The organism is Kaistella sp., from assembly GCF_041824135.1.
Classification (GTDB): Bacteria; Bacteroidota; Bacteroidia; order Flavobacteriales; family Weeksellaceae; genus Kaistella.
Genome location: NZ_JBGZYM010000101.1, coordinates 59,706 through 67,245 on the forward strand (window position 1 = coordinate 59,706; position 7,540 = coordinate 67,245).

6 protein-coding genes are annotated in these 7,540 nt (G+C 34.8%); 5 read left to right on the forward strand and 1 reads right to left on the reverse strand.

Features of this window, described 5'->3' with window-relative positions:
* Positions 1-272 precede the first annotated feature (272 nt).
* The 5 genes from ACEYOS_RS13130 to ACEYOS_RS13150 all read left to right on the forward strand — a co-directional run bounded on the left by ACEYOS_RS13130 (position 273) and on the right by ACEYOS_RS13150 (position 7,254).
* Positions 273-2,081, forward strand: a complete 1,809-nt coding sequence (locus ACEYOS_RS13130; RefSeq protein WP_373708186.1) for a TonB-dependent receptor plug domain-containing protein — start codon at positions 273-275, stop codon at positions 2,079-2,081.
* Between the two features lie 89 nt (positions 2,082-2,170).
* Positions 2,171-2,887 (forward strand): DUF2490 domain-containing protein, encoded by a 717-nt coding sequence (locus ACEYOS_RS13135; RefSeq protein WP_373708187.1) that lies wholly within the window; start codon positions 2,171-2,173, stop codon positions 2,885-2,887.
* Between the two features lie 100 nt (positions 2,888-2,987).
* Positions 2,988-4,118, forward strand: coding sequence for a DNA polymerase III subunit beta (gene dnaN / locus ACEYOS_RS13140; protein ID WP_373708188.1), 1,131 nt, complete (start codon positions 2,988-2,990; stop codon positions 4,116-4,118).
* A 161-nt stretch (positions 4,119-4,279) separates the two neighbouring features.
* Entirely contained in the window at positions 4,280-6,682 is a 2,403-nt protein-coding gene (pheT, locus tag ACEYOS_RS13145; protein WP_373708189.1) for a phenylalanine--tRNA ligase subunit beta, read from the forward strand.
* Positions 6,683-6,816: 134 nt separating this feature from the next.
* The gene (locus tag ACEYOS_RS13150) at positions 6,817-7,254 is read left to right on the forward strand and encodes an META domain-containing protein (RefSeq protein WP_373708190.1); all 438 of its coding nucleotides are present in this window, start codon (positions 6,817-6,819) and stop codon (positions 7,252-7,254) included.
* A 66-nt stretch (positions 7,255-7,320) separates the two neighbouring features.
* Here the strand turns inward: ACEYOS_RS13150 and ACEYOS_RS13155 are convergent.
* Positions 7,321-7,540, reverse strand: a 220-nt coding sequence (locus tag ACEYOS_RS13155; RefSeq protein ID WP_373797591.1) for a hypothetical protein, incomplete at its 5' end; no start/stop codon positions are given.

The window sequence follows — 7,540 nt, forward strand, 5'->3', positions numbered from 1 at the left end:
GTAATATCATGAGAAAAATTCTAAATGATTTAATTACACATTTGATGAAAATAAGATAAGTTTAACTTTAATCTTTAAAAGGAATGCAACGCTTCGGTGTTGCATTTTTTGTTTATTTAATACAAAATAATTTCTTAAAATAATACTTGTTTCTTTGCGATTTTCTTAAATATATTTGCCGCTGAAAAATCGTGCAGTGTCCATCAATACAGATAATGTTTATTTTTTTGATCATTGCACATTCAGTAAAATAATAACTAAGAACTAATTAAATGAAAAAAGTTATCTTAAGTGTTTTATTATTAGGGCTTTCACTACAAATTTCTGCGCAGGAAAAAGAAAGTTCAATTCCGGGAGTGACCGTTCAAGGAAAATTTTTGGAACTTCCGATAAAGAAAGTCAATGAGAATATTACGGTAGTTTCAAAAGAAGAAATAGAAAATTCGCCGTCTAAAAGTGTAGAAGAACTCTTAGCAGAATTCACAGGATTTGATATCAGAAGACGTGGCGGAAATGGCGTACAGGCAGATATTTCACTTCGTGGAAGTAGTTTTGAACAGGTTTTAATTTTGGTAAATGGAGTTCGCATGAATGACTCGCAGACAGGTCATAATTCGATGAGTCTTCCATTTGATCTGGCTTCGGTTGAGAAAATTGAAATCGTCAAAGGTCCTGCAGCCAGACGTTTCGGCCAAAATGCTTACGCTGGAGTGGTGAACATTATCACCAAAGTGAGTTCTGAGGAAAAAGTAATTGTTTCGGCAAGCGGAGGAGATTTTAAAACGTATTCTTTGGGTTTAGGAGCCAATTTTGGCAATGAAAAATTCTCTAATTTTATTCAGGCAGGTTCAACAAGTTCGGAGGGTTATCGATATAACACCGATTATAAAATCAATAATATTTTCTATCAAAATCAATTCAAGATCAATAATGGTCAGTTGAAATTTCAAGCCGGAATTCAGGAGAAAAAATTTGGAGCTAACGGATTTTATTCTTCACCCAAAGCCACGGAGCAATATGAAGAAACGCAGGCTTCGATTGTTAGTTTAGGATATGAACAGAAATTTAATAATTTCAATTTGAATTCAAATATTTACTGGCGAAGAGGTCAGGATTTATATTTGTTCAACAGAGAAAAACCAGAGGTTTACCGAAATATGCATATCGGAAATAACGTTGGTGCAGAAGTGAATGGTTCGTATTCATCGACTTTAGGAACTACTGGTTTAGGAGTTGAGTTTAGAAAAGAATTTCTGGCTAGTAACAATTTAGGACATCGCGAAAGATTTTTAACGCAGATTTTCCTGGAGCATCATTTCTCTTTATTTCAAAACAAATTACAGATCTCTCCCGGAATTTCCTGGGCTAATTATGACAGTGTCGGAGATTTCTTTTATCCAGGTTTAGATGTCGGATTTGACATTAATGAAAACCATAAGATCTACGGAAATATCGCCAAAGTAAACCGAATCCCAACTTTTACCGATTTGTATTATGTGAGCAAAACCGAAATCGGAAATCCGGACTTGAAACCTGAAAATGCGATTTCTTCAGAATTGGGTTATCGTTTTCAAAAAAATAATTTCTTAGGGAAAGTGAGTGTTTTCAATAGAACTTCGGAGAATTCAATTGATTGGGTGAAAGAAACGCAAGATGGAATCTGGGCGGCAGAAAATATTGGAAAAATTGAAACCAGTGGAGTAGAAGTAGAACTGGGTCAGCAGTTCAATTCCTTTGTTAAGTCGTACTCGTTGGGCTATACTTATCTAGACAGCAAAGCAAAAGAACCGCAGAATTTAATTTCAAGATACGTCATGGAAAATCTGAAACATCAGTTCGTTGCAAAATTGGAAACGCGATTCTTTAAAAACGTTACTAATCAATTGATTTATAGATATAATGAAAGAGTAACTACCGGAAACTACCAATTGCTGGATGGTAAATTAGGTTATGAATTTAAAGATCTGAATCTTTACGTTTTAGTTAATAATATTACCAAGGCTAACTATACTGAAACCTTTGGGGTGCCTATGCCTAACCAATGGTTTCATGTAGGGTTTACTTACAAAATCGGTCTTTAAACGACGATAACAAATTTTAGAAAGGATTTTCAGTCTTTTGAGAAATCAAAGATTGAAAGTTTCTTCTTTATTTTTTTTATTTTTGTACCATGTCAAAACGAATTCTTATACTTTTTATCTCTTTTTTTGTGTTGCATTTATCAGCGCAAAAAGAAAATATTTCCAGCTATAATGTGATCACGATCAATTACAAACATAATTCGAAAATATTCGCTTATGCTGAGGGTCAATTGCGTGGCATTGAAGAGTTTAGTTATCCTGATTATTATGAGCTAAAAGGTGGAATTGGTTATAATTTAAGCAAGAATCACAAACCTTTAATTGGAATCGGAAGATATGTGAGCTATAAAAATCGCTCGTTAGAAAAGGAAGAATTCCGGGTGTGGCTACAAGACGTTTATGACCTTAAAGCTGGAAAGTTTAAATTTGAAAACCGCGTTCGGGCAGAGAAAAGTTGGTTTTATAACACTTTAAAAGATGAAAATTCTGATCGAATCCGTTTGCGTTACCGATTGAATGTTTCTCTTCCTTTGAATGCAGAAAAAGTAGAATCAGGAACGATTTCCGCCAATGTTTATGATGAAGTCTTTTTCGTGACGACTGAAAATCCATTGTTTGCCAGAAACAGAGTTTACGCTGGACTTTCGTACCAGATTGATGATCACTTTGGGTTGGCTTCTGGATATCTATGGCAAAGAGAATTTGCAGATTCTGGAAATAAAAATTTACACTTTGTTTACTTGGGATTATCTCTTAATATTGATCGAACAGAGCCGGAGAAAAAAGGCTTGTCAGATCTTGATTAATGTTGGTAACTTTTTCACGGAAACTGTTTTTATCACCCAAAATATTGCATTTTTTAGGGTTTAATTTATATATTTGTGAAATTAATAATAATTGATTTTTATGAAATTTATTGTTTCAAGTAGCGAATTACAGAAAGCCCTTCAAACCGTGAGCGGAGTTATTTCCAATTCACAGTCTAGGCCAATTTTGGAAAACTTTTTGTTTGAAATTGAAAAAGAAAGACTAAAAATTACCGCTTCTGATGGCGAGACGACATTAATTACTTCTTTGGAAGTAAAGTCTGACGTTGAAGGTAAAATTGCAGTTCCTGCGAAAATATTTCAAGAATTTGTGAAGACTTACGGTGACCAACCTTTGACGCTTTCTGTGAAAGATGCTGAAGATGGAAACGGAAAATTGCTCGAAATTTTGGATGAGAAAGATAACTTCGCCGTGGCTTTGGATCACGCAGAAGATTATCCGGAAATCCCTGAATTTGATGCAGCTCAAAGTGTAACGATTTCTGCAGGTATTTTATCTGAAGCTTTAAATAATACTTTATTTGCAACCAGTAATGATTCTCTTCGTCCAGTAATGACGGGAGTTTTGTTTCAGTTCAAAGAAGATGAAACCAATTTCGTTTCTACAGATTCGCACCGTTTAGTGGTATATAAAAGAACCGACTTAATGAATGCTGAACCCGTAGAATTCATTATGCCTAAAAAACCTTTGGCGATTTTCAAAAGCATCTTAGCGTCTTCTAATGAGGAAGTGTCTATTGAGTTCAATGAAAATATGGCGAAGTTCACTTTTGGAAATAATATCTGGATCTGTCGTTTGATCGATGGAAAATATCCAAATTATTCAGCGGTTATTCCCAAAGAAAATCCAAATGTGTTGACGATCAATAGAAGTTTATTGTTGAACTCTATCAGAAGAGCTTCGATCATGTCGAACAAATCTACGAATCAGGTTCGTTTTAAATTATCAGGAAACATTCTTCATTTGCACGCAGAAGATACTGAGTTTGCAAACAAAGCAGATATGCAGATTCCGTGTGATTACAATGGAGAAGATATTAATATCGGCTTTAGTTCTAAGTTTTTAACGGAAATGTTATCCGTACTTTCTGCTGATGATATTACGATGAAAATGTCTCAACCAAACAGACCAGGAATTATTGAACCAGTTGATGGTTTAGAAGATCAGGAAAAATTACTGATGCTTTCAATGCCAGTTATCGGAATGTAAAAAACTCCGTTCTAAATAATTGTCCTAAATATTAATTGAGATTCAAAATTTTTGAATCTCAATTTTTTTTTAACCTTCAAAATCACGATATTTGCACCTTTCCAATTTCAATGTATTTAGAAATGAATGAGGAAATCTAACATCTGAAATTTACGACAGAAATGAAAATCTCACACAACTGGCTTCAAGAATATATTAAAACAGATTTAAAATCAGAAAAGATTGGCGAGTTCCTGACCGACATAGGTTTGGAAGTAGAAGGAATTGATCCTTTTGAATCGGTGAAAGGAAGTTTAGAAGGAATCGTTGTGGGGAAAGTTTTGACTTGCGAACAACATACCAATGCTGATAAATTAAAAGTTACGACAGTCAATGTTGGAAATGGAAAAGTTTTAAATATTGTTTGTGGAGCGCCCAATGTAGCAGCCGGACAAACCGTTCCTGTTGCAGTAGTTGGAACCAAAATTTACGGAAAAGACGGAAGTTCGTTCGATATTAAAGAAGCCAAAATTCGCGGTGAAGTTTCTCAGGGAATGATCTGCGCAGAAGACGAAATGGGTTTAAGCGATGATCACGGTGGAATCATGATTTTAGATGAAACTAAATTTGAAGTCGGGAAGAATTTTGCAGATTATTTCGATTTGACAAATGATAAAGTTTATGAGATTGGTTTAACACCCAACCGAACTGATGCAATGTCGCACTACGGTGTTGCCAGAGATCTGAATGCTTATTTGAGTACACATCAACTAGTTTCTGATTTCGAAAAAGTGGTTTCGCAACCTTTGAATAATGAAGGAACAACTGATTTTCAAATTGAAGTTGAGGATTCAGAATTATGTCCGAGATATATTGGCGCAATCATCGAAAATATAGAAGTGAAAGCTTCTCCGGATTGGTTGAAAAACCGTTTGAAAGCGATTGGTTTAAGTCCGATCAATAATATTGTTGACATCACTAATTATATTCTTCATGGTTTTGGTCAGCCTCTTCACGCTTTTGATGCCGATAAAATTGCAGGTAAAAAAGTAAAAGTAGGAGTAAACGAGAAAGGAACCAAATTCACCACGTTAGACGGAATTGAAAGAACCTTGAACGGAAGTGAGATCATGATCAAAGACGGTGAGAATAAACCGATGTGTATTGCGGGAGTTTTCGGTGGACAAAATTCAGGCGTTTCAGAAACTACCAAAACCATCTTTTTAGAAAGTGCTTATTTTAATCCAATCGGGATTAGAAAAGGAGCCAAACATCATACTTTAAATACCGATGCCTCTTTCCGTTTCGAACGTGGCGTTGATCCCAATATGACCAGAACGATGCTGACTCATGCAGTCAAAATGATTTCCGAAATTGCTGGTGGGAAAATGGTAGGTGAGCTTTTAGAACATTATCCAACAAAAATAGAAGATCATTATATTATTCTTCGCTATTCTAAAGTAGAGCAGATTTTAGGAACGAAAATTCATCATGAGAAAATAAAAGAAATTCTGAAATCGCTCGAAATTACCGTTTTAAATGATATTCAAAATGGTTTAGAAATTTCTGTTCCCGCTTACAGAGCCGATGTGACCAGAGAAATTGACGTTATTGAAGAGATCTTAAGAATTTATGGTTACAATAAAATTGATTCTCCACAGAAAATTTCGTTTACGCCAGTAAAATTAAGTTTTGATGATCAGGATGCTTTGGAAAATGCTTGGGCGAGAACTTTACAAAGCAATGGTTTCAATGAAGTGATGAACAATTCTTTAACTTCTGTGAAAGATGAATCTGATGCTGTTAAACTTCTAAATCCTTTAAGTGGAGATTTAGCATTTATGAGAAAGTCTTTGTTAGAAGGTCTTTTGGAAAATGCTGATTATAACATCAAAAGAAAAAATCAGAATATTAAGTTCTTTGAATTGGGGAAGATCTACCATAAGAAAGAAACTTATTTAGAAAGAAAACAACTGGCCATTTTAGTTTCAGGAAGAGATGAAGCGGAAAACTGGTTGCAACCAAAATCTACTACGGATTTCTATAAATTGAAATCTTATGTGAAAGTTCTTTTGGACACCCTTCCGGTTGCGATTGAAGAAAAATCTTTGGAAGACGCTCGTTTTTCAGATGCAATTGAATTATCTGCAAATGGTAAGATCGTTGCAAGATTAGGAAAAGTGGCTCCAGAATTATTGAAAGATGCCGATATCGATCAGGAATGTTTATACGCGGAAATTGAATTAGAAGTTGCGCAGAGTTTCAGAACGAAAGATAATTTGAAATTTAAAGATATTCCAAAATTCAATAAAACCAGAAAAGATCTGGCTTTATTGATTGACAAAAATGTGACTTACGCTGAATTGTATAAAGCCGCCAGAAGCAATCCTTCTAAATATTTAAAAAACATTAATTTATTTGATGTGTATGAAGGCAAGAATTTGCCAGAAGGTAAGAAGTCATACGCCATGAGTTTTGAATTGTTAAACGAGGAAAAAACTTTAGAAGATAAAGACATTACCGAAGTGATGAATTCTTTGATTAAAACCTTTCAGAAAGAATTTTCTGCTGAGTTACGATCTTAGAGAAATCCTATATAAGAATACAAAAAGCATTTCTGAAAGGAGATGCTTTTCTGTTTTCGCGGAAGAGATTAAATCCTGCTGCAAGTCATTAAATCAATATAATTACTTAAATTTACGGTATTAAAATTTTAAAAATGAAAGCAATTCACTTCCCACAGAAGAATATTTTCAGAAATATTTCCTTAGCTATTTTTACGGCTGCAACAATTGTATCGTGTTCTACGATGGCAACTTCCAAAATAAAAGTTGGAACGCCGCAGGAGAATATTGCAAACACACAATGGACTTTAGCGGATAATGTAAAAGGTAAGAAACCAACTTTGGTTATTGAGACTGCGAAGATTACCGGAAACGGCGGTTGTAATAATTATTTCGGAGAAGTAATGCTGGATCGTACCGTTGGAAATTTTTCGACTAAGAATGTTGGTGCTACCAAAATGGCGTGTGACAATATGAGTGAGGAGACGAACTATTTCAGCATGTTGGGCGCTGCCACGAAATATGTGGTGAACGGAAATACCTTGGAATTGTATAAAGACAATCTTTTGCTGTTGAAATTTAACAAGTTGTAAACTTCAATTCTACGAAATTAGATATGAAAAAAGGAACTCTGATCAGAGTTCCTTTTTTTGTCTTATTTATTCTTCGTCTTCGTCTTCCTCATCATATTTGGCGAGTTCTTCGTCGCACCATTTGAAAGCTGCTTCGACTACTTTGGTAGCTTCGTCTGCTACTGTTTCTTCGTCATCGCCTTCTAGATCGTCGAACCATTCAACTTCCTCTTCCTCAACATTCAAAACAAATCTTGGGTATTCGGTGTGAACTACGAATAGATCTTCAGGAAAATCTGAATTGTCT